At 68.4% G+C, this 19,919-nt stretch carries 14 protein-coding genes and 2 pseudogenes; 10 read left to right on the top strand and 6 right to left on the bottom strand.

The features are described from left to right. Positions 1–143 precede the first annotated feature (143 nt). A complete protein-coding gene (locus AC0Z36_RS03840) occupies positions 144–332 on the bottom strand; it encodes a hypothetical protein (protein ID WP_485461220.1) in 189 nt (62 codons plus the stop codon). Between the two features lie 1,172 nt (positions 333–1,504). On the opposite strand from AC0Z36_RS03840, the gene AC0Z36_RS03835 reads away from it, so the two are divergent. Next, the gene (locus AC0Z36_RS03835; protein ID WP_485461219.1) at positions 1,505–2,008 is read left to right on the top strand and encodes a nucleoside deaminase; all 504 of its coding nucleotides are present in this window, start codon (positions 1,505–1,507) and stop codon (positions 2,006–2,008) included. Positions 2,009–2,281: 273 nt separating this feature from the next. Here the strand turns inward: AC0Z36_RS03835 and xdhC are convergent, their stop codons facing one another. From xdhC to AC0Z36_RS03820, 3 genes are read right to left on the bottom strand one after another with little or no spacing between them, the layout of a single operon-like run. Further along, positions 2,282–3,091, bottom strand: a complete 810-nt coding sequence (gene xdhC, locus AC0Z36_RS03830) for a xanthine dehydrogenase accessory protein XdhC (protein WP_485461218.1) — start codon at positions 3,089–3,091, stop codon at positions 2,282–2,284. Between the two features lies 1 nt (position 3,092). Beyond that, positions 3,093–5,519: a xanthine dehydrogenase molybdopterin binding subunit gene (gene xdhB, locus AC0Z36_RS03825; RefSeq protein WP_485461217.1), complete on the bottom strand. Its 2,427-nt coding sequence runs from the start codon at positions 5,517–5,519 to the stop codon at positions 3,093–3,095. Continuing rightward, entirely contained in the window at positions 5,516–6,997 is a 1,482-nt protein-coding gene (locus tag AC0Z36_RS03820) for a xanthine dehydrogenase small subunit (protein WP_485461216.1), read from the bottom strand. Before AC0Z36_RS03820 ends, xdhB begins: the two co-directional genes overlap by 4 nt. 857 nt (positions 6,998–7,854) lie before the next feature. Between AC0Z36_RS03820 and AC0Z36_RS03815 the strand changes: the two genes are divergently transcribed. From AC0Z36_RS03815 to AC0Z36_RS03790, 6 genes and pseudogenes are all read left to right on the top strand, one after another. Next, on the top strand, positions 7,855–8,031 hold the full coding sequence (locus AC0Z36_RS03815) for a hypothetical protein (RefSeq protein ID WP_485461215.1): 177 nt from the start codon (positions 7,855–7,857) through the stop codon (positions 8,029–8,031). A gap of 139 nt (positions 8,032–8,170) precedes the next feature. After that, positions 8,171–8,347: pseudogene (locus AC0Z36_RS03810) on the top strand (carbamoyltransferase C-terminal domain-containing protein); the annotation flags it as partial. A gap of 156 nt (positions 8,348–8,503) precedes the next feature. Then, positions 8,504–8,998: a cupin domain-containing protein gene (locus AC0Z36_RS03805; RefSeq protein WP_485461214.1), complete on the top strand. Its 495-nt coding sequence runs from the start codon at positions 8,504–8,506 to the stop codon at positions 8,996–8,998. A 102-nt stretch (positions 8,999–9,100) separates the two neighbouring features. Then, entirely contained in the window at positions 9,101–9,877 is a 777-nt protein-coding gene (locus AC0Z36_RS03800) for a VOC family protein (RefSeq protein WP_485461213.1), read from the top strand. A 307-nt stretch (positions 9,878–10,184) separates the two neighbouring features. Continuing rightward, positions 10,185–16,049 (top strand): DUF5979 domain-containing protein, encoded by a 5,865-nt coding sequence (locus AC0Z36_RS03795; RefSeq protein WP_485461212.1) that lies wholly within the window; start codon positions 10,185–10,187, stop codon positions 16,047–16,049. Positions 16,050–16,301: 252 nt separating this feature from the next. Then, the gene (locus AC0Z36_RS03790) at positions 16,302–16,946 is read left to right on the top strand and encodes a Pr6Pr family membrane protein (protein WP_485461211.1); all 645 of its coding nucleotides are present in this window, start codon (positions 16,302–16,304) and stop codon (positions 16,944–16,946) included. 60 nt (positions 16,947–17,006) lie between these two features. Here AC0Z36_RS03790 and AC0Z36_RS03785 read toward each other — a convergent pair whose 3' ends face one another. Further along, positions 17,007–17,243: a hypothetical protein gene (locus AC0Z36_RS03785; RefSeq protein ID WP_485461210.1), complete on the bottom strand. Its 237-nt coding sequence runs from the start codon at positions 17,241–17,243 to the stop codon at positions 17,007–17,009. A 186-nt stretch (positions 17,244–17,429) separates the two neighbouring features. Between AC0Z36_RS03785 and AC0Z36_RS03780 the strand changes: the two genes are divergently transcribed. Both AC0Z36_RS03780 and AC0Z36_RS03775 read left to right on the top strand, forming a co-directional pair. Further along, positions 17,430–18,170 (top strand): GntR family transcriptional regulator, encoded by a 741-nt coding sequence (locus AC0Z36_RS03780; RefSeq protein WP_485461209.1) that lies wholly within the window; start codon positions 17,430–17,432, stop codon positions 18,168–18,170. After that, a pseudogene (locus AC0Z36_RS03775) lies at positions 18,148–18,495 on the top strand (helix-turn-helix transcriptional regulator); the annotation flags it as partial. The gene AC0Z36_RS03780 and the pseudogene AC0Z36_RS03775, both read left to right, overlap by 23 nt. Before the next feature lie 79 nt (positions 18,496–18,574). Here AC0Z36_RS03775 and AC0Z36_RS03770 read toward each other — a convergent pair. Next, the gene (locus AC0Z36_RS03770; RefSeq protein ID WP_485461208.1) at positions 18,575–19,210 is read right to left on the bottom strand and encodes a class I SAM-dependent methyltransferase; all 636 of its coding nucleotides are present in this window, start codon (positions 19,208–19,210) and stop codon (positions 18,575–18,577) included. Positions 19,211–19,323: 113 nt separating this feature from the next. On the opposite strand from AC0Z36_RS03770, the gene AC0Z36_RS03765 reads away from it, so the two are divergent. Further along, entirely contained in the window at positions 19,324–19,914 is a 591-nt protein-coding gene (locus AC0Z36_RS03765; protein WP_485461207.1) for a helix-turn-helix domain-containing protein, read from the top strand. Positions 19,915–19,919: the final 5 nt, after the last annotated feature.

Here is a 19,919-nt window from a genome sequence, read left to right as displayed (position 1 = left end):
GGCTGAACAACCAGGGTGAACATCCCGACCAGTTGACCGTCGCCCGTCAGGCGGGCACGGGTGTCACGATGACCTCCCAGGTGCTGTGCGCCTTGGCGGACTCCTTTGTACTAGTACGAAATCTGCTGTCGGACACCTACGCGTCAGACACGGACGCGGCGGATCGTACGGGCGTACACCAGACGGCCGAACAGCGTCCAGATGATCCGGCCCGGCAGTGGCAGACCGCCGAGGATCACCGCCCGCTCGTCCGCGTCCGCGTCCTCCAGGACCATGCCCAGGAGCAGGATCAGTTCCGGCTTCGGCGTGGTCTCCACGAAGTGCTCGCCCATCGCGTTCCACTCGGCGGCGGTCAGGTGCCGCGCGGCCAGCGGGAGGAGACCAACTCGGCGAGCAGCCGCGATTCCCGACGCAGTGCCCGGTGCACGACGACCCTCTCGTGGGTGTCGAACGCGGCAGCTGTAGTTCGTGAGGTGTAGGACGTCGTCGCTGGTCGGTGTGGCGGGTGGGGTGCCTGCGGGCATGGGTGCGGCCGCCCGCATCGTGATCGTTTGTGAAGACGAATCAAGAGGTGGTGGCCGCGCAGGCCACGGTAGTACCCGCCTTGTGGGGCGAGTCCTTCGAGGCCCTGATGGGCCGGATCGCGGGGTGCTTCTCACGCCGGGAGACGCGACTGACCTGCCGGAACGGCGAGCGGCTCTACGACTGGGCGATGATCGACGTGAACGCCGACGACACCCCGCCCGGACGCCCCGACGGGCACAGCCAGGTCCTCATCCGACGCCACCGCCGCACCGGCACCCTCTCCTTCTACCGCACCTGGCACCCCGACCCGCAACCGATATCGGTGCTGATCAGCTCGGTCTGCCGCCGGTGGCGCGTCGAAGAGGACTTCCAGGGAGCCAAGCGCCTAGCCCACCTCGACACAGGCCACCCCACCGCCAACCAGACAAGCACCAACCGCGCCCGCCGTCACCACCCCCGACAAGATCACCAACAGAGTCACCGGTGTTGGCACGGACCCCGTCACAGGATCTCCGGCTGCAGCACAAGCACACAGAGTGAGGCGAGTTTAACCAATTGTGTCATTCGTGTGAATCTACTAGAAAGGCCAGTCGATCAGTCAATTTCTTGAGGGTTTTGGTGACTGCCCTCGACGAGACCTGGCGGATGTACTTGCGCTATTCCGCATTAATAACAAGTGAACGACGTACGGAAGGGGCAGAGGGGGCCGCCAATGACCGCTCAGACCTGTCCCACCCGTGCCCCTCAGGACCTCAATGAGCCGTCCCCGGCGGGATCGGCGGCAGTCGGCTGCTCCCGGACGGGACGCTTGAGGTGGCCGGCTCCCGGCCACGCTGATTCTTCCGCGGGTGCCGCCACGGAACTGATCCGGGGGCGGCTCGCGCGGATCCTGCTTGTTATCCCCGAATGGTTTGCCCGTGCGGTGTCCCGCACCAGCAGTCTATTCGGGCGCCCACACTGTTTTGACAAAGGAGTCATCATGACCGCGTACGCCGTAGAGAAGGGTATCCAGGACTTGGAACGCACCTGGATGGACGAGGCCATCGGCCTTGCCACCGTCAGCGTGAAGAACGGCGGCGGTCCGTTCGGCGCGCTGATCGCCAGGGGTGGGGAAATTGTTGCGATCGGCAACAACAACGTCACTTCACAGCTGGACCCGACCGCGCACGGCGAGGTGAGCGCGATCCGTGCAGCCTGCCAGAAGCTGGGCAGCTTCTCCCTCGAGGGCTGTGTCCTGGTCACCTCGTGCGAGCCCTGCCCGATGTGTCTCTCCTCCGCGCTGTGGGCGCGAGTCGACCAGATCATCTTCGCCGCCGACCGGGACGACGCCGCGGTGGCCGGTTTCGACGACCGCAAGTTCTACGACCTGTTCGAGAAGCAGCCCGCGGAGCTCTGGCCGATGGCGATCAAGCGGGTGGACATGCCGAACCGTACGGCGCCCTTCGACGCGTGGCTGGCCAAGTCCGACCGCATCGACTACTGACAACCCGGTTCACCGCGCACGGGCGCGCCGGTTGAACCGAACCAGCAGACCGCTGACCCACGTCTGTAAAGCCTCAGGACTCACTCTTCCGTGACCTGGGGCTTTTGGTTTCCCCCGGGTGTCCAGGACCGCCGGCTCTTCACCGTCGCGATCTGAAGGGGGCCGGGCCCAGCCGTGCCGAAGGGGCGTCCGGGAACCGGTCATGCCGAAGGGGTGCCCCGCATGCGTGCGTTCGCACGAGATACAGGACACCCCTGGCAATCCGGGGGAGAATCAGTTCCCGTCGGCCTCGAAGGTGAGCAGCAGGTCGGCGGCGACGCTCACGGCGATCGTCGCGGGGTCCTTCCCGGTGATGTCGGCCAGTCCGATCGGGGTCTTGATCCGATCGATGGTGGCGTCGTCGTGGCCGCCCTCGGTCCGGAGGCGCTTGCGGAACCGTACCCACTTCGCCGCCGACCCGATCAGCCCGATGGAGCCGAGGTGGGTGGTGCGCAGGGCCGCGTCGCACAGGGCGGCGTCCTCGGCGTGATCATGAGTCATGATCAGGATATGGGTGCCGGGCGGCAGCCCTTCCAGCACTTCCTCGGGCAGCAGCGGCGTGTGATGCACATGCATCTGCGCCGCCGAGTCCGCCAGCACGTCGAGCCGCCCCTTGGTCAGCATCTCGGAGCGAGTGTCGACCAGATGGAGGTCGAGGTCCTGACGGGACAGGATTCGCGCCAGTTCCAGCCCGACGTGTCCCACGCCGAACACCGCGACCGCCCGTACCACCGGCAGGGGTTCGAGGAGCACCGAGACCGTGCCTCCGCAGCACTGCACGCCGTGTTGGTTGGCGACTTTGTCGTTCAGGGCGAAATCCATCAGCTCGGGCTCGGGCTTGGACGCGACGATCATCTCCCGGGCCCGATCGATCGTGACGGCCTCGATATTGCCGCCGCCGATCGAACCCCAGGTCTCGCTGCGCCCCACCACCAGTTTCGCACCGGCTTCGCGCGGGGCGTGGCCGCGCACGGCCGCGACGGTTACCAGCACGCCGGACTCCCGGCGTGCCCGCAACCGCGCGACCGCGGAGACCCATGCCATGTCAGGCACCGCTCAGCACTGCTGTTTCGGTTCGCGCCTGGCCGTTCACAGCGTGGCCGCCCGCGGCGAATTCGTCGCGGGCGGGGCCGTCCTGGGAGGCAGCACCCCGGCGGGCCTCCTCGATCGCCCAGTACACCGCTTCCGGCGTCGCGGGCGAGGCGAGCTCGATGCTGACTCCGCCCGGCCCGAACGCGGCGGCAGCCTGTCGCAGCGCCTCTCGCACCGAGAACGCCAGCATCAGCGGAGGCTCACCCACCGCCTTGGAGCCGTAGACCGCGCCCTCCTCGGTGGCGTTCTCCAGAAGCGTGACGTTGAACTCCTCGGGCATCTCCGAGAAGCTCGGCAGCTTGTAGGTGCTCGCGGCCTGAGTCAGCAGCCGGCCACGGTTCGGGCCGTCGGTGGAGTCCCAACGCATGTCCTCGAGCGTCAGCCAGCCCGCTCCCTGCACGAAACCGCCCTCGACCTGGCCGATGTCAATCATCGGGGACAGGCTGTCGCCGACGTCCTGCACGATGTCGACCCGCCGGATGCGGTACGCACCGGTGAAGCCGTCCACCTCGACCTCGGCCGCGGCGGCGCCGTGGGAGAAGTACTTGAACGGCGAGCCCTTGAACGCCTTGGCGTCCCAGTGCAGTCCCTCGGTCCGGTAGAAACCGGCAGCCGACAGCTGGACCCGCTGGAAGTACGCGGTGCGCACCAGGTCGTCCCAGGCCAGCACCTTGTCGCTGCCCAGGGCACGCGCGACCCCGTCGACGATGCGTACGTCCGAGCCGTTCGACCCCAGCTGCGAGGAGGCCACCGGCAGCAGCCGCTCGCGCAGCTGCTCACAGGCGTTCTTCACTGCGGCGCCGTTGAGGTCCGCTCCGGCACTGGCAGCGGTGGCGGAGGTATTGGGCACCTTGTCGGTCCGCGTCGGAGCCAGCCGGACCTTGTGCAGCGGGATGCCCAGGGTGGTCGCGGCCACCTGCAGCATCTTGGTGTGCAGGCCCTGGCCCATCTCGGTGCCGCCGTGGTTGATCAGGACGGAGCCGTCCTTGTAGATCAGCACCAGCGCGCCGCCCTGATTGAAAGCGGTGAGGTTGAACGAGATGCCGAACTTGACGCCGGTGACCGCGAGGGCCCGCTTGGTGTGCGGGTGCGCGGTGTTGAAGGCTGCGATCTCGCGCTTACGATCGGCGACGCCGCCGTTCTCCAGGGTCTTGCGCCAGACGGCGCGGATCCGCTCGTGCTGGACGACCGGCTGCCCGTACGGGGTCGCCTGACCCTCCTGGTAGAAGTTGCGCTCCCGCAGCACCATCGGGTCCAGGCCGAGCAGCGGCGCGCACCGGCCCATGATGTCCTCGATGACCAGCATGCCCTGCGGTCCGCCGAAGCCGCGGAAAGCGGTGTTGGAGACCTTGTTGGTCTTGGCGATGCGACCGGCGATACGGGTGTTGGGCAGCCAGTACGTGTTGTCGATGTGGCACAGCGCACGGGCCACCACCGGCTCGGAGAGGTCGAGGCTCCAGCCGCCGTCCCCCGTCAGGGTGGCGTCCAGTGCCCGGATCCGGCCGTCGGCGTCGAAGCCGATCTTCCACTGGGCGTGGAACCCGTGGCGCTTGCCCGACATGGTCAGGTCCTGCGTCCGGTTGAGCCGCACCCGGACAGGCCGGCCGGTCAGCTTGGCGCCGAGCGCGGCGACGGCCGCGAATCCGTGCGGCTGCATCTCCTTGCCTCCGAAGCCGCCGCCCATCCGCAGGCACTGCACGGTGACCTCGTGGCTGCGCAGACCGAGCACATGTGCGACGATCTCCTGCGTCTCCGAGGGGTGCTGGGTGCTGCTTTGGACGAACACCTGCTCGCCCTCGTCGATGTGGGCCAGCGCCGCGTGCGTCTCCAGGTAGAAGTGCTCCTGGTCGGAGAACTGGAACTCACCGGTGAACACGTGCGCGGAGTCGGCGAAGCCCGCGTCGACGTCGCCGGTCACCATCAGGGGCCGGGCGCCGTGGAAACTCTCGGCCGCGATCGCGTCCTGCAGGGTGACCACGGAGGGCAGCTCGTCGAGGTCCACCTCGACGGCCGCCGCACCCAGCCGGGCCGCCTCCAGGGTCTCACCGAGCACCCAGGCGACCGCGTGGCCGTAGAACATAACCTTGTCGGGGAACACCGGCTCGTCGTGCTTCATGCCGGCGTCGTTGACACCGGGCACGTCGGCACCCGTCAGCACGCGGACCACTCCCGGCACGGCGAGCGCGGGCTCGGTGCGCAGCGCGGTGATCCTGCCGTGGGCCTTCATGACCTGGACCGGATAGGCGTGCAGCAGGTCCTTGGCACGGTAGACCAGATCATCGGTGTACAGCGCGTGACCGGTGACGTGCTGGGTGGCACTCTCGTGCGGCATCGAGACGCCGACAACGGGCTTCTCGGGGCGTTGGGACAAATGACTCATGACGACACCGCCTCAGTGGTTTGCGCGTACAGCTTCAGCAGGCTCTGCCCCAGCATCGCGGAGCGGTAGCGGGAGCTGGCGCGATGATCACTCATCGGCGTTCCCTCTACCCGCAGCACGCGGGCCGCGGCCTCGACGGTCTCCGTCGACCACGGCTTGCCCTCCAGGGCCGCTTCGGTGGCGAGGGAACGGATCGGGGTGGCGGCCACGCCGCCCAGGCCGATCCGTGCCTTGCGGACGATCCCGCCCTCGATGTCGAATGCGAAGGCGACCGCCACGCTGGAGATGTCGTCGAAGCGACGCTTGGCGATCTTGTGGAAGGCCGTGACCGGCGACTGCGGCAGCGGGATGCGTACCGAGCGGATCAGCTCGCCGGGACGCCGCACGCTCTGCCGGTAGCCGGTGAAGTAGTCGGCCAGCTGGACCTCGCGCTCGCCGTCGGTGCCGACGAGGATCAGCGACGCCTCCAGTGCGAGCAGCACCGGCGGGCTGTCACCGATGGGGGAGCCGGTACCCAGATTGCCGCCGAGGGTCGCGCCGTTGCGGATGAGCCGGGACGCGAACTGCGGGATCAGCTCCGCCAGCAACGGGACGTCGCCGTCGAGACGGCGTTCGATCTCGGTGAGCGTCAGCGCCGCACCGATCTCGATGTAGTCGGACTCGACCCGCAGCTCCCGCAGCTCGGGCAGCCGGTCGATGCCGACCACGCAGTCCGCCCGGCGGGACCGGATGTTGACCTCGACGCCCCAGTCGGTGGAGCCGGCGACCACTACCGCGTCGGGCCGCTCGCGCAGCAGCTCCAGCGTTTCGGCCAGGGTGTTCTTCCGCAGGAACGCGCTGTCGTCCTGGACGTACTCGGTGGCGACCGCTGCGGGCGGGGACTCCTCACGACGGTGCGCCAACGGGTCCTCGTCCGTGGGCACACCGACGGCGAACGCGGCATCGCGAATCGGGCGGTAGCCGGTGCACCGGCACAGGTTTCCGCTCAGCGCGTGCAGATCGAAACCGTTCGGACCGTGCTCGGCGTCGGCGCTGTCGCCCGCGTCCGCACCGCCGTCCGGCTCCGCGTGCCCGCGGCGGTTGGGTCGGTAGTACTCGGAAGCCATGCTGCAGACGAATCCCGGGGTGCAGTAACCGCACTGGGAGCCGCCGCGGACCGCCATCTCCTCCTGCACCGGGTGCAGGGTGTCCGGTGTGCCGGCTTCGTTGGCGGTGGCGAGGCCCTCGGAGGTGATGATCTCCTGGCCGTCGAGAGCGGCGGCCGGAACCAGGCAGGCGTTGACCGCCACCCAGTCGGTGGGCTTGTCCACCCCGGGGCGGGCCACCAGGACCGAACAGGCGCCGCACTCACCCTCGGCGCAGCCCTCCTTGGTTCCGGTAAGGCCACGCTCGCGCAGGAAGTCCAGGGCTGTGGTGTGCGGCGGAGCCGGCGAAATCGGAGTTTCTTTCCCGTTGACCGTGATCTGCGCCGCTACCATGACAGGCCTTCAATTCGGTGCGTGATCGGTCGATTCATCATGTTCGCCAATTTTCAGGCAGCTTTCTGTGTTTCAGATGCGCCAGGTGCGAGGAGCGGGCGCAGCAGGGCACGCGACAGCGACGTGCCGGCAGGTGGTGACGGGAAACCTGTGATGTGCCACGAACGGGCACATCAGAACGGCGTGATCAGCAGCCGTGCGCGATCCGACCGGGGACCCAGACTGTGCATTGGGCGAGGCGACCGAGGTCAGAGCTGGTGTTCATCTGAGGATCGCCTCCTTCTGGTAGTTGTGGATAGACGACTGCCGAAAATTAGTGGCTCGCGACCACCGAGGTCAAGAGGCCGGTCTCCGCCGCTTGAGAACCGACCGGATTCAACCGGATTCAAGGCGGGGCGCCCCGGCAGAGTGGCCAAGCCCACCTGAGCTGCGGTTTTCGCGATGCGCAGTGCTCATTGACCATTATCCGGGCGGCCTGATTTTCGTAGAAACATATGAACTGCGGGTCTCGAGCTGCTGATACTTCGTGTTTTTCGACGCCTGGCTGAAACCCGCCTGCTGGCGATGTACTCCTTGGGCAAGCCGAACCAGCGAACTGGAAAAGCCTTGTCTGAGAAACTGCCTGCCCGTCAGATCGAGATCTCCTGGCCCAACTTCGGCATCACGGTCACCGCCGACCTTGACGACCGCAACCCGGCACTCGCCGACGCCCTGTGGGGGTCCCTGCCCTACCAGAGCCTCCAGGGACACGCCCTCATCGCGGGAGAACACCTCTACCGCGTAGCGCCGATACCCACCCTGCCGCACACCCCCACGCCACCCGTATCCCCGACCGGCGCGAGACCCCCAACGGCATCGTGTTCTGCTCCGGCTTGCAGCACCTGGGCATCAAGTACGGCACCCTGACCGAGCCGATGCCCGCCGCCCCCGTTGGCCAGATCCGTGAGACAGACATGCCCGCCCTGCTGTTCGTCAACGGCGAGACCCGGCCACTGGGTTACGCCGCCTACGGCGGACTCGTCCCCGCCACCTGAACCCCACACCGCAGCCCCCCTCGCCCTGAAGCGGCTCGGGTTCATGGTGCTGTTCACCGACATCCCGCCCTCCCCGCACCACGAGTTGCCCATGACGATGCACGCCACATCCGGCCTGCGGATCCGCTCATGGAAGGACCGCATCCTCCTCGCCGACCCCGGCTTCGCCGACATCAAGGACATCATCAACACCCGGGTCAAGCACCGCGAATCCTTCCGCCCGTTCGCTCCCTTTGTCCTCGAAGAGCAGGCGCCGAAGATCTTCGAGATGGGGCGTAAGACCAGCTCCCCGTACATGACGTTCGTCTTCGCGGTGCTGCGCCTGGCAGCGGTCGTCGGCCGGGAAAACGAGGTCCGCCGTACACGACGGTATTGACCCACGTTTCTGGTGCGGAAGTGCACCCCTTGCCGGGTCTGTCGCACTCCTAGATTGGTCTTCACCAGCCGGAACGAACAACTCGCAGGAGTCACCATGACCACCACCCCGCAGTTCCCCGTCCTCGTCCGCGCCGACGAAGCGGAAGCCCTCCAGGACGGCGCGCTGAGCCTGATCACCCTGCTCGCCGACTCCAGCGCCACCGGCGGCGCGCTCACCGCGAACCGGGCGACGTTCCAGAAGGGTTCGCCGGGTGCCCCGGCGCACTTCCACACCAAGGCCACCGAGATGTTCTTCGTCCTCAGCGGCTCGATGCGCATCCTGCTCGACGACCAGGTGCTGACCCTGGGTCAGGGCGACTTCCTCACCGTCCCGCCGACGGTGCCGCACGCCTTCGCGCCGTCCCCGGGTGAGGAGGCCGAGATGCTGGTGGTGTTCACACCGGGCATGCGGCGGTTCGACTACTACCGGCTCCTGGAGCAGGTGTACCGCGGCGAGGCCACGGTCCAGGACATCAAGGACAGCTCGCAGCAGTACGACAACCACTACTTCAACAGCCCTGTGTGGCAGCGGGAGTTGACGCAGCGCTGACCCGGTTCACTGTGCACCGCAGGGGTGCGGGGGGTAGCGTCCGAAGTGCCGTTCCCCGCCCTGCGGCACACCTGCCGTGGACCAGCTTCCGGAGGCAGAACGATGTCCGAAGTCACGTCTGTGTACGCGCCCGGCACGCCCTGCTGGATCGACCTGACGGTCCCCGACCAGCAGGCCGCCCTCGACTTCTACCGCGAACTCTTCGGCTGGCAGGGCGAAGTCGGACCGCCGGAGCACAGCGGCTACGCCCAGTGCTTCCTGGACGGCAAGCCCGTCGCGGGCATCATGTCGTCGCAGGGGATGGAGGGGCCGGTTCTGCCGCCGGCCTGGACGACCTACCTGGCGTCCGCGGATGCGGACGCCACCGCGAAGACGATCACCGACCACGGCGGGACGATCCTGTACCCGGCGATGGACGTCCCCACGCTCGGCCGGATGCTCGTCGCCGCCGACCCGACCGGCGCGGTCTTCAACGTGTGGCAGGCGCGGGAGTTCATCGGCGCCCAGGTGGTGAACGAGAAGAGCGCGTGGATCTGGAGCGAGGTCCTCACCCCGGACATCGCCGCGTCCGACACGTTCTACTCGGCGCTCGGCCTGCGTGCCGAACCCATGGAGGGTGCTCCCGGGGCCTTCATGCTGGCTGTCGAGGGCCGTACGGTCGGCAGCCTGGCGGACATCGGCACCTCCGCGCCGGGGATGTCGCCGCAGTGGCTGACGTACTTCGCGGTGGAGGACCCGGACAGCACCGTTGACGCGCTGATGCGGGCGGGCGGCTCGGTCAGCAAGGCACCGTTCGACATGCTGGCCGGACGGATGGCCGTGGTGCGGGACCCGCAGGGCGCTACGTTCGCGGTCATCAACCCGGCCAGCACGAGCTGACAGCACCCGGCGGCCGGGGCGGGCGCGTGGCCCCGGCCGCCACTGGGGGTGAACAATCCGATCGGTTAGTTGACAGATTCGAAAGCTAACGGGCCTCTTGCGATCTTGATCACACCCATCAGAATCACAAAAGCGCCAGCTGGCGCAAATTTCGCAGGAACTCCAAGAGGGCTCTCGAACGGCCCCCTGACGGCTCCCGTGACGTTGCCGACCGGGTGAACTCCGTACGGCACACGCGCTGACTCCACGGCACATCACCCGACCAATGGGATTGTGCGATAACCGCCGTCTGGTTTCTGGAGTCTGCATGCAGTGGAGTCGTCTGATCCGGGTCGTCCTCGCCGTGACGGTGGTGGCCGCCAGCGTTACGGTCGCGCCCGCGGCCCTCGCGGCGAAAACCGCAGACGACGCAGAAGTCGGCATCCGCAAGCGGGTCTCCGGGGCGACGATGCCCCTGGAGCCGGGCGTCACGTTCAACTACGAACTCACCGCCAGCTGCTCGTCGTTGACGACGGCGTGCGTCAACCCGGTGATCGAGGACGTGCTGCCGGCCGGGTTCGACGTCACGTCGCTCCCGCAGACCACCGCGCAGCGGAAGGTCACCTACGACCCAGCCACCCGCAAGGTCACGATCGCCTTCCGTGAGCCGCTGCCGAGCCCACCGGCCCCCACCGGTGCGGTCGGGCTGCCGGCCGGGGCCAGTCGCAACCTGGCGATCGGCATGCGGCTGCCGCAGGAGACCACGATCGCCGATGGGGCGAAACTCACCAACACCGCGACCATCGACGCCGACAACGCGGCTCCGGCGACGGACAGCGCGGATGTGACCGTACGGATTCCCCGGGTGATCAGGCCCACCGCGACGAAGAAGTGGACGGAGAGTTCCGCCGTCGCCGAATCCGACGCGGTGAGCACCGTGACCCTGGGCGTGCGCAACGGCTCCTCGACCTCGGCCGCGGTGGGCAAGCTGGTGGTGTCGGATACGACGCCGGCGACGTTCGAGCATTTTGATGTCACGTCCGTCGGTCCGGTGAAGCGGTTCCCCAAAGGGGCCGACCGGGTACGTGTCCTGGTCTGCACCAAGCCGCCGGGGTCTGTGTGCTCGGCGGCCGAGCTCATCCCCGGGCCACCCAGCCCGGGGCCCGGGATCAACCCCCCGCCGGGAGTCGCCATCGGGTCTGTGACCGGGGTGTACTTCGTGTTCTCCGCCGCTGACGGCAGCCCGCTGCCGTACGACCCGACCGGCGGTGAGGTAGACCTCGGGCTCAAGCTGCGCGACACGATCCGGACGACCGGCAAGCCGTACTCCCCGAGTGCCCGGGAGAAGGTGGAGAACTGCGCGGTGCCCGCTGCGCGGGACCCCGGCGCGGGGGATCTGTCCGGCGAACCGGCTTGTGCCACGTTCGACGTCCTGCCGCACATCGCGTCCGTGCGGGGCACGAAGTCCTTCTTCTCCGACAAGGACGGGGACTTCAGCGCTGACGGTGTGGCGGTCATCGGGACCAAGCCGCGCGTGTCGATGTCGATCACGGCGCGCAACACCTCCCCGTTCGCGGTCTCGACGCTCACGATCACCGAGCCTTCGCCGTCCGCCCGCAGCGAGTTCGACAAGGTCGACGCCGCGAAAATGGGCATCGAATTCCCGCAGGGGGCGACCTCAGGGACTGTGACAGTCGTGTGCCGGGACGGCAGCAAGCCGCCGCCGCGGACCTTCGCGCCCCCGCCGGTACGGCAGAGCCTGGGTTCCACCGGCTGCCCGGGCGGTGTGCTGCCCGCGAGTGTCTCCGTCACCTTCCAGGGGACCAAGGCGGCCGGTGGCGGTGCCATCGTGCCGAACGCGATCGCCGGTCTGGGGGTGCTCGGCACGCTCAACGACAAGGCCGATGACGCGGACGTCAGTGACGGGATCGCCAACTGCGCTTCGGTCGGCGCGACCAGCCCGATCGACGGCGCGGGCGCGGGCGGCGGGCTCGCCTGTGACGACCTGCGGGTGCAGCGGCCCACCGAGGACGTCCGGGGGTCGAAGCAGGTGAGCCAGAAGGAGATTCCACCGGACCAGCCGGTGACCTTCACCCTCGACCTGGCCAACGCGGGGAACACACCGATGCGCCAGCCGGCCATCACCGACCCGAGCGATCCGCGCGCGGCGGGCAACCCGTTCAACACGGTCCGGCTAACTGCGTTGAGCATCAAGTACCGGGCCCCCGCGGGTCTTCCAGTGATCCTGGAGGTGTGGGACCCGACAGCAGCCAACTGGGTGGCGTACAACGCCGCGGACGCCGCGCTGCTTGAGCGGGCCAAGGGCGTCCGGGCCCGGCTCGACGGTGATCTGCCGCCCGACGGCCGGATCATGGTCGAGCTGACGGTGCGCCGGCGCGACGGTGTCGCGGACGACGTGGCGTTCACCAACTGCGCGCAGATCACGTCGGCCGGCCGGCCGGTCGGCGGTCAGCACTGCGGGGACGGGGCGATCACCACCAAGCCGGCCCGCGCGGGCGGATCCGTACGCAAGAACATGTCGCCGTCCACGATCGCGCGGCCCATCACCGGGGTGCCGCCGCAGAGCGTGAGAGTGGACATCGCCGCCGCCAACACCGGCAACCTCAACCTGCGGCAGCTGGTCGTCACTGACTTCGACGCGGACTTCTTCGACGCGGTCGACTTCCAGTCCATCGCCGGGGTCAGCTTCCCGCCGGGGGCCGACCGGGTGCGGGTGGACGCGTGCACCACGGCGTGCGGGACCGGGGTGTGGATCAACGGCACCGCCGGTGGCCGCGATAGGCCGGGCCTGCCCGCGGGGGTGACCCCGGCAGGGGTACGCGGTCTGCGTTTTACATTCACCAACGCCGACGGCGACCACCGGCTCCTTCCAAGCGCCAACCATCCCTCCTCCGGTCCCTGCCCGTCGGCGACCGTCTGCTTCAAGGTCACGCCGCGTGTCGAACTGCGGTCCAGGCCGGGGACGCCCATCCCGGATGAACTGGCGGACACCGCGTCGGCCGGGGGAGAGAGCAGGCTCCAGCCGGCCGGCACCGTCTTCCCGTTCGGGGACAGCACCGCCACGCTGAAGATCAAGGAGGGCACTGCGCAGCTGGCCGTCTCCAAGTCGCCCGACTCGCGGATCGGGCCCGGGGAGGTCGCGCCGTTCACCCTGACGATCAAGAATTCGGGTACGGGACCGGTCCCGGCGTTGGTCGTCGCTGACCCGATCACGGACCGGCTGCGGTTCGATGAGACTTTCGCGGGCGATCGCGGTCTGCCGTTCAAGGTGGTCTCGACCGTCCCCGCGGGCACTCCGAAGGCGCCGGATCCGGTGTACGAGCCGGTGCGGGACGCGGACGGACGGATCGTCAAACTCGGGTGGAAGTTCCCGGGTTGGACGTTGCTTCCCGGTGCTGTTGTCACTATCGAGTACCAGGTGAAGCTGGCTCCCGGGGTGCCCGGGAACTCGGTGCTGCAGAACGTGGTCGGGGTGAGTTCGGAGTCCAGGCCCGATGTCACGTGTGTGGCGGACTCGTCGCGGGACGGCGAGGCAGTCGATGATCCGGCGTTCGGCAAGGGTCGTTACTGCACGTCGCGGGCTGAAGTCACGACGCTGCCCGGGTCGGCGTTCGAGAACTCGAAGTGGGTGACCGGCAACGCGTCACTGGCCTTCTACAACACGGTGACCGGTCAGTACGTGGCGCTGAACGCGCCCGGTTGCCCGATCCTGCGGTACCGGGGGAATACGTACACGCAGTACCCGTGCACGGCTCTGGTGCAGCCGGGGGAGAACTTCGAGTTCCTGATCCGGGTGGTGAACACCGGGACGGATCCGGGTAAGCAGGCCCGCCTTCTTGATGTGCTGCCGTACCTGGGCGACACCGGAGTGCTGCTCGGTGACCAGAAGCGCGGTACCGAGTGGCGACCGCGGCCGCTGCTGACGGGTCCGCCCGTACTGGAAGGTCCCGGTGTTCTGACGAACAGGTTCGCGACGGTGACGAGTCCGTGTTCCAACCTCGTTCCGACGCCGCGCCGGGACTGTGCGCCCGGTGACTGGGCGTCAGCTTTCACGAAAGACGCGAGTGCGGTGGAGATGAAGATCGACTTCTCGCCGCTGCTGCCGCCGGCCGGGGAGGTCTACGTCCGGCTGCCGATGTCGTCGCCGGTGGACCTGCGGGTGCCGGGGGATCCGTCGATCGCCTGGAACTCGTTCGCGGCGTCCGAGACCGTCGATCGCAACGGCAAGGTTGAGAGTCTGCCCGTCACCGAGCCGCCCAAGGTCGGTGTCGGCATGCGGTTCGGCAACCTGCGGATCGACAAGGCCGCAGTCAATCCGCCGGCCGGTGTCGAGCTCGGCCCGTACGAGGTGGCCTTCCGGTGCACGGTGACACCGCAGGGCGGTACGCCTGAGATCGTCCGCGAGGGTACGGCCACGGTGACGCTGTACACGCCGATGGCCCTCATCGGGGTGCCCGCGGGGGCCCGCTGCCTGGTGTGGGAGACAGACTCCAAGGGAGCGCAGAGCAGCAACCTCGGTGAGGCGAACGCGCTGGTGCGGACCATCACCCCGGCCAGTCCCAGCGAAAGGGGGGAGTTCGGGACCATCACCAATACGTACACCCAGGTTTCCCTCACGATCGACAAGGTGGTCACCGGGCCCGCCGCTGACGTCGGCCGTCCGGGTCCGTTCACCGTACGCGTGGCCTGCACGTTCAACGGCGCGCCCATCGTCGGATACCCGAAGGATCTGCGCTTCGAAGGACCCGGCGGGCAGTCGCTCGACGGTCTCCCGAAGGGGACCGTCTGCACCGTGACCGAGCCGGACGCGGGCGGGGCGACGAGCAAGGACATCACTGTGAAAAATTCGTCCTCGCTGTATTCCGCGGTTGTTGATTCCGTGCTGGGCAAGCGGGTCGGGGTGACGGTGACCAACGACTTCCAGACCGGTGGTCTGAAGGTCGTCAAGAAGATCAGGGGCCCGGGCGCGAAATTCGCCGACCGTACGTTCCGGTTCCGCGTCGCGTGCGACTTCAACGGGCGCAAGGACGTGGTCGTACGGACCTTCGACCTGCGCGCGCCGACTCTGGAAGGGGTTGTGGGCGGCCTTCCGGCCGGTGCGGCGTGCACGGTCAGCGAGGTGGAGACCGGCGGGGCCGACGCGCCACCGCCGCCGGTGGGCCCGGTGACCATCGAGGCAGGGAAGACCGACACGGTGATCGCGGACTTCACCAACACGTTCTCCGTCGGGTCGCTGTCGCTGCGCAAGATCGTCGACGGCGCGGCGGCCAACGACCCGGAGGTGCGCGCCAAGGACTTCACCTTCCGGGTGACGTGCGTCCGGGAGGGTGAAGCACAGTCAGGCGGCGCCCTGGTGGCGTTCGTGGTCCGGCAGCGCTACAGCATCAAGGCCGGGGAGACGCTGAACATCCCGACGGCGCTGCCGATCGGCGCGCGGTGCTGGGCGGAGGAGACGGACAACGGAGGAGCGGACACCGTGGCGGTCGACCACGGCTATCACGGCGGTGCGGTGATCGTCACCACTGCGGTGCCCGCAGTCAGCATTACGGCGAAGAACACCTTCGACAGTGGCCGGCTCACGGTGACGAAGAAGGTGGTGGGGACCGGTGGCGGTACTTACAAATTTGCGGTCGGGTGCGTGACCGTCGATGCCACCGGTAAGGATACTCCCGTCGAACTGGCCGATGTAGACCGGGCTTTCGAGCTCAAGGCCGGTGCGAGCCGGACGATCGTGGTGCCGGTCGGCGCGGTCTGCACGGTTCGTGAGGTGGACCCGCCGCCGGGTGCCGTCGTACAGCTCGAGGACACGGACGGAGTGCCGGGCGACGGCATGGTCCGGGTCGGATACCGGGAAACCGTGACGGTGACGAACACGTTCAAGCCGGTCGATCCGATTGTGCCGCCGATTGTTCCGCCGGTCGATCCGATTGTGCCGCCGGTCGTTCCACCGGTCGTTCCGCCGGTGGTCCCGCCCAGCCCCGGTCCGGGGCCCAAACCTGAACCGACTCACCCGGGTGGCGGCAAGGTCGTTCCGCCGCGCCCCGGGGCGCGTGGCTCGTCGAAACTCGCCGAATCCGGCCTGGCGGTCGCCACGTGGATCCTGCTCTCCGCTGCCGGGGGGTCGCTCGTGCTGGGTCTGACGGTTCTCCGGACGCGGCGGCGCAACGGCTGAGCCGCGTTGGGCGCCGCCCTCGACGGGCTGTTCCCCGGACGGGTGACGCGGAGTCGCGGGCGGGGCGGCTCCGAGTTGTAGAGTTCACCGCCTGGTTCACGCCGGGCAGCACACGGAGGGCCCTGGCGTGCACCGGGGCCCTCTTTCCATGGACCCACAACGAAGTCCCCAGCCCGGGGGCACCTCGTCATGGTCGCCGAGCGGGAGGCGCGGCGCTCCGGCTGGACCGGCTTGATCAACTACATTCAAGGCATGTCACGGCGGCGCTTCGCGCGGATCTGGTTCGGCTTCACCGCACTCGTGGTGACCGTCGGCTTGATCGTGCAGGTCATCGTCAGCGCGGGATTGCAGGGCACCGTGTTCCACACGACGTTCAGCCGCGTCGTGAACGTCTTCTGCTACTTCACCGTGCAGTCGAACGTGCTTGTCGCCGTGACCTGCGGTCTCCTGGCACTCCGGCTGGACCGCAGTTCCACCGTCTTCCGGGTGCTGCGCCTGATGGGCGTCCTCGGAATCACCGTGACGTTCCTTGTCTTCCACATCGCACTGTCCGGGTTGCAAGACCTCACCGGCAAGGCGAAGTTCGCCGACTTCCTGCTGCACACAGCCTCTCCGGTATTGTGCGTCGTGGGCTGGCTGCTGTTCGGGCCACGTGGTTATACGACATGGCGAACTGCCGTGTGGACGCTGGTTTTTCCGTTGCTCTGGCTCGTCTTCGCGCTGATCCGGGGGGCCGCGATCACCTGGTACGCGTACCCGTTCATGGACGCCCACGGCCTGGGTTACCTGCGGGTGGCTGCGAACTGCCTCGTTGTGGTGGTGCTGTTCCTCGCGCTGGCCGCCGGGATGCTCGCCGCCGACCGGAAACTCACCGCGCGGGGCGCAGTCCAAGCTTGATGTCAGGTGGCGTCCTGGAGGTCGGCCCAGACCCGGTGGAGTCCGGACGGCGGTCCTCCGTCACCCCGCGCCCGGGTCAGCGCGGTCCCGATCATCAGTCCCCGGCAGGATTCTGACGAGGCCTAGGCCGCCGGTTCCTGACGGGGTGTGGCGGAGGGCGTTCGTGGCGAGTTCGCGCAAGACGATCTCCGTGTCGTCGGCGAGCGCGTGTCCAGCGAGGATCGTACGGATGAACAGGCGCGCGGCGGGGACACTGTCGAGCAGACCGGGAAACGTGCGCGTGGTGGTGCTGGCCATGGACGGTAGCCCCCTGAGTTCCTGGGTGCGCGCCCGAAGCAGTGCCTGCTGGTGTGCCATGAGTGACAACGCAGAGTATTAGCTAACAATGCAGCTTGAATCTGATAATACAGCTCGTCAAGTCGTACGGGCACAATGTCAGTCGACGTCGGCTCAGTCGACGTTCCCTCAGGAGGAGGACAGCCGGTGGCCGCACGCGAACACGGGTACCAGAAAGTCGCCGCCGATCTACGCCGCCAGATCCTGGGCGGCACCCTCGCGCCGGGTGCGGTTGTGCCCTCCCGCGCGCAGATCGCCCAACGGTACGAAGTCTCCCCGGTGCTCGCCGCCCAGGCCGTCGACCTGCTGAAAGCCGAAGGGCTCATCGACACCCGCCCGGGTGCGGGCGCGTACGTCCGGCTCCGCGGGGCGATCCGCCGGCTGACCGACGCGCGGTACCGGCAGCCCGACTCGCCCTTCGCCTCCGGCGCGGTGGCCGCCGGCGCCGTCCCGGACTGGGACTTCACCTCGCACAAGGTCAGCGCCCCGTCAGAAGTCGCCGTCCGGCTGGGTGTTGAGCCCGGGGCGCCCTGCACACGCACGACGTACATCTTCCGTGCCGACGACCAGCCGGTGCAGCTCTCCACGTCGTGGGAGCCGCTGTCCATCACCGCGGACACTCCCGTGCTCCTGCCGGAACGCGGCCCGCTGGCCGGGCGGGGCGTCGTCGCGCGGATGGCTGAGATCGGCATACGGGTGACGCATGTTGAGGAGGAGGTCTCCGCACGGGTACCCACCGCGGATGAGTCCGTCACGCTGCGGATGGCCTCGGCGCTACCGGTTCTGGTGATTGAACGCACCCACTACGCGGGGGAGTTGGCGGTGGAGACGGCGAAGCTGGTGCTGCCGTCGGACCGGAACCGGATTGTGCACCGGATCGCGCTGTAGCGGGGGCGCCGACCGGCTGGTCTCGCTGGTGCTACTGCTGCGCCAGCGCGGCCGGCTGACCGCGGACACGCTGGCCCGCGAGCTGGGGGTGTCCACCCGCACCGTGCTGCGCGACATCGAGGCGCTCTCCGTGGCCGGCGTCCCGGTCTACGCCGAACGCGGCCGGCACGGCGGTTTCGCGTTGTTGCCCGGTTTCCGGACCGAGCTCACCGGACTGAACCACGACGAGGCCCTTGCCCTGCTGACCGCCGGATCAGCGCGCGGCGAGCAGGTGTTCGGGCTCAGCGCGGCGCTGGCTTCGGCCATGCGTAAGGCAGCCCTTCCCCCGCTGTCGCCGCCCCGCACCGCTGACCGCCGGCGACCCGGCCGTGGGGGTCAGGGTGCGGACCGTGCGCACGGCAGGCTCAGTTGCTCAGCCGCCGTACCTTCAGCACGTTGTCCGTGCGGGTCGTCGGCTCCCCGTCGGGCCCGTTCTGGATCCGCTCGTGTTCGTCGCTGAGCAGCACCTCCCACTGCCCGTCCGGGAGGTTGAGCGAGTCGAGGACTTCGTCCGGGGTGGGGAAGTGCGTCTGGTGGTGCGGGTTCTGCTCCCAGGCGGGGAATCCCGCATGCCCGACGATCAGGAGCACACCGCCGGGGGCGACGGCCGCGGCGGCGGCCCGCAGGATCTCCTCGCGTGGCAGCTCGGCGCGGGAGTGCAGGAACTGGGCGGAGACGAGGTCGAAGGGCCCGGTGGGGAAGGTCTCTCCGAGGTCGTGCCGCTGCCAGTCGACGCTGTCGACGACTTTGGCCTGCGCCGCGTGCTTGGCCGCCCTGTCGAGGGCGACGCGGGAGATGTCGGTGGCGGTGACCCGCCAGCCTTGCTGCGCGAGCCAGATCGCGTCGGCTCCTTCGCCGCAGCCCAGGTCCAGGGCCCGGCCGGGCTTCAGCCCGGTGACCTCCCGGACCAGGATGACGTTGGGGTTGCCGCTCCAGATCTTGTCGCTCTCGCTGTAGCGGGCGTCCCAGAACTCTTTGTTCGTGGCGGTGTCGTCGGTCATGGGTGTGTCCTCACCTGTGCTTCGGGGTCACGTGGAGTACTTCCTTCTGAGGAGATGGTCCGCCCGCACCCTGCAACTTGACAAACTTTGTTGCCGGTACAGCAAATAAGTGAATGGCTGACACTGACTTCACGACCGTGCTGACCGCCGTGGGCCCGCGCCTGCGGGCGCTGCGCAGTGACCGCGGCATCACCCTGGCGCAGCTGAGCGAGACGACGGGGGTCTCCTTGAGCACCCTTTCCCGCCTGGAGTCCGGGCAGCGCAAGCCCACGCTGGAGCTGCTGTTCCCCCTGGCCAAGGCGTACGGCGTGCAGTTGGACGAATTGGTGGGCGCACCGCCGACCGGCGATCCGCGGGTCCACGCGCAGCCGTTCAGCAGGAACGGCAGGACCTTTGTGCCGCTGACGCGCAATCTCACGGGGCTGTCTGCGTACAAGTTGGTCATCCCTGGCGAGCCGGTGGGGGACCGTGTGCTGGAGCAGCGGACGCATGAGGGCTACGAGTGGCTGTACGTCCTGTCCGGCCGGTTGCGGCTGGTGCTGGGTGAGCACGACCTTGTCCTCGGACCGGGGGAGGCGGCCGAGTTCGACACCCGTACCCCGCACGTCTTCTTCAGCGCGGGCCCGGAGCCGGTGGAGATCCTCAGCCTGTTCGGGCCGCAGGGTGAGCGGCTGCACGTGCGGGCCCGGCCGACGGGTAAGTGATCAGG

Source organism: Kitasatospora sp. UYEF31, assembly GCF_057291755.1.
Note: the sequence above shows the minus strand (reverse complement) of the source record. Positions and strands in the feature narration are given on the sequence as shown.